Origin of the sequence: Streptomyces bohaiensis (assembly GCF_012033785.1) — a bacterium.
In the GTDB taxonomy this organism is placed as follows: Bacteria; Actinomycetota; Actinomycetes; order Streptomycetales; family Streptomycetaceae; genus Streptomyces; species Streptomyces bohaiensis.
In genome coordinates, this window is the sequence record NZ_JAAVJC010000398.1 from 1 (window position 1) to 3,219 (window position 3,219).

2 protein-coding genes are annotated in these 3,219 nt (G+C 77.3%); both read right to left on the reverse strand.

Annotation, left to right across the window (positions count from 1 at the left end; all coding sequences use genetic code 11):
* Positions 1-1,108 (reverse strand): PAS domain-containing protein (locus HCN52_RS23180; protein ID WP_312876851.1); only part of this gene is annotated, 1,108 nt, incomplete at its 3' end.
* A 641-nt stretch (positions 1,109-1,749) separates the two neighbouring features.
* Positions 1,750-2,376 carry a pyridoxamine 5'-phosphate oxidase gene (pdxH, locus tag HCN52_RS23185; protein WP_168090389.1) on the reverse strand — a complete coding sequence of 209 codons (627 nt, stop codon included), beginning with the start codon at positions 2,374-2,376 and terminating at the stop codon, positions 1,750-1,752.
* Positions 2,377-3,219: the final 843 nt, after the last annotated feature.

Sequence of the window (3,219 nt, forward strand, 5' to 3'; positions counted from 1 at the left end):
CGTCCAGCCGTCCCGGGGGGCACCCCGGGCCCTGCGCCGTGGCGGCGGTGGTGGTCGCCCCGCCCGCGCGGCTGCCGGGGCGCGCCGCCGGGACCAGGTCCAGCAGGGCGTGGTCTGCGAACCCGGCCAGCGCGAACTCCAGGTGGACCACGGCGGCGTCCATCGGGTCGGCGCAGTCGGCCGCGGCGCGGCTCGCACGGTTCAGCTGGCCGTCGCGGAAACGGCGCCGGGTGGCCTCGCGCGACTGGCGGCGTTCCAGGGTGACGTCCCGGAAGACCCAGGCCACCCCCAGCGGGGAGGGCTCGGTGGCCAGCGGGGAGCCGAGCGGCAGGAAGCCGCTGAGCCAGCAGCGGCGGCGGCCCCCGGGCAGTCCCCCGCGCGCCTCCCCGTGCTCGTCCTCCAGCGAGCCGTCCTCGTGCAGGGTGACCCACAGTTCCACCGGCTCGGAGGGCGGCTCACCGGAGAGGGTGTGCTCCAGGGCGCCCTCCAGTTCCTGGAGGCCGCTGCCGAGGAACTCCGCCAGCGGTTCCCCCAGCATCTCCACCGGTGAGACGGCCAGCGCGCGGGTGGCCGCCTCGTTGAGGGCGACGGTGCGCAGGTCCGCGTCGACCAGCAGCACCGCCCAGGCCGAGCCGGCCAGCAGCGCCTCGCTCAGCGCGATACGGCGTTCGAGATCGAGCTGGGCGTGGACGTCGCTGAAGGCGCAGTAGGCCCCGGCCACACGTCCGTCGGCGTCCCGGACCGCCGCGGTCTGCGCCCGGACCAGCAGCCGCGAGCCGTCCTTGGTGACGAAGGGGAACTCCTGCACCTGCCGGGGCGAGCCGCCGGTGCGGGAGTCCCCGGTGACGGCCAGCAGCCGGTCGTGGACATCGGCCGCGTCCGTCTCCCGCACCGCCCAGCCGCCGAGACCGCGGCGGCCCAGCGCCTCCGCCGCGGACCAGCCGAGGAGCCGCTCGGACTCCTGGTTCCAGTGGGTGACGCGACCGTCGCGGTCCACGGCGAACAGCGCCGCGTCCATCCCCCCGAGCAGCGAGGCGAGCAGCAGCGGGTCGGGTATGCCGTCCCCGGTGAAGTGCGCCTCTGGCTGGGACTGTGAATGCGTGGTCACGTCGAACCCCCTCCGCGGTGCCGACCGGCGGCGCTCGGGAGGCGTCGCCGCCCGCGGCACCTCGCTCGTCTCCGCGCCGCGCCGTGCGCGGGCCGCGCGGCGCCACCCCGGTCCACCAGGCGGGCACCGCCGGTGGTCGGGCGCGGGGCCCGGCCGGGCCGCGGCCCGGTCGGAGCGCCGCGTGGTGCACGGGTCCGCACCATTCAACTCCATGGTGGGGACGGTCACATCGCCTTCGGCGGGATTCGGCCGAGGTGGCGTTCACCGGGGTCCCGGCGATATTCGCTTGAGCCGCGGCGTGGGAGTGCCTACCGTGGAGGTACACGAGAAGGGAGGTGGTTCGGCAGATGATCAAGAACCGGACGCGTGAGGTGACTGCGGCCTGAGGCCGTCGTCCCACGTCAGTGCGGATGCCGGCGTCGCCGGCCAATCCCGAGCAGTCACCCGACCCGCGGGCCGCCGGTATCGTCCGGCCGGCTCCTCCGCTCCGGCGGGGGACCAAGGCCCGCGGGTCGTCTGCGTTCCCCACGCGTGAGGCGGCGAGCCGCGCGGCACCCGGCCCGCACGGGGCAGGAGCGCGCCATCCGCAGGACCCGCGGGTGCGCCGGACGCCCGGCCGTCGCGCGCCACTGCGGGCGCGGTCAGGGGCAGAGCCGCCGGACGTCCCAGGTGCCGGCCGCCTCCCGGACGAACCGCAGCCGGTCGTGGAGTCGGTTGTCGCGGCCCTGCCAGAACTCGATCCACTCGGGTCGCACCCGGTAGCCGCCCCAGGTGGGCGGGGCGGGTACGTCCTCTCCCTCGGGGTAGCGCCGTGCCAGTTCCTGGAAGCGGCGGTCGAGTTCGGCGCGTGAGCCCACCACCTGCGACTGGTCGCTCGCCCAGGCCCCCAGCTGCGAACCGTGCGGCCGGGTACGGAAGTAGGCCGCCGTCTCGTCGCGGCCGGTCCGCTCCACCGTCCCGGAGACGATGACCTGCCGCGCCAGCTCGTGCCAGGGGAACACCAGCGAGGCGAACGGATTGGCCGTCAGCTCCTGCCCCTTGGCGGAGCCGTAGTGGGTGAAGAAGACGAAGCCGCGGTCGTCGAAGTGCTTGAGCAAGACCGTCCGGGAGCTGGGGCGGCCGGTGGTGTCGGCGGTGGAGACCACCATGGCGTTGGGTTCGCCCAACCCGCCGGAGACGGCCTCGGCGAACCAGTCGCCGAAGAGCGCGACCGGCTCGGCGGGCAGGTCCGCCTCGCTCAGTCCGGCGGCGCGGTAGCGGGCGCGCATCGCGGCGGGGTCGGGGCGGCCGAGCGGGGGGCCGGCGGACGACGCGGGGACGGTCGACGCGGGGAGGGCGGTGGACGGGGCGCGATCGGCGGCGTTGTCGGGCACGGGCCATATCTTGCAGCATCACGGCGGCCGTGGCTGGTCCCCGCCGGTTTCCTCACCACCCCGCTCCCCGGCGAACACCCGCGGTCGATCTGCCCGGCGCCGGGGCGTGGGGGCGCGCCGCCGCAATCCCGCGACGGTGGGCCGCGTGCTCGCGCCGGAGCGCACGCCGATCCGGCGACCGCGCGCCGGTGAGTCCCGCAGCCGGGGTCGTTCCGCCTGTCTCCCGCACGGCCTCCGGCGCCCTGCCGCGCCCCTGCAGGGGAGCCGGTCCGCCCCGCCCGGCAGCCGCCCCGCCACGGGCCGCACCGGTCGGGGCGGGACCCACCGGCCGGCCGCCCCGGGACGGCGGTCGTCGACGGCCGGCGGACGGAGGCCGACCGGGACGGCTCCCCCGCTCGCCCCGGAGGGGTGCCCGCGCCCACCCCGGGGCCGGGGAACCGTCCGAATCCTGTCGGCCGTGCGACCCGGTCGACCCCGCGGTCGCCACCGCACCGGCGCGCCACCGGGCACCGCCCGTGATCCCGGGCGGAGCGCACCACAACGGTCGTGCCCCGGCGGCCTGACGGAGCACGCCGTCCCGAACCGTGCGACCGCGCCCCGCCCCCACGCCGCACCCCCGCGCGGTACGGCCCTCGACCCACCGCACGCCCCGGACACCGGCACCACCTGACAGGGGGACAGCAGGGAGGCGGCCGGCGCTCCGGCACGCCGCTCCGGCGCCGCGCGGGAGGCCGGCAC

Excerpts from the sequence above, each read along its gene's own strand:
- pdxH (WP_168090389.1), bottom strand. The coding sequence starts at position 2,376 with ATGCGCGCCCGCTACCGCGCCGCCGGACTGAGCGAGGCGGACCTGCCC.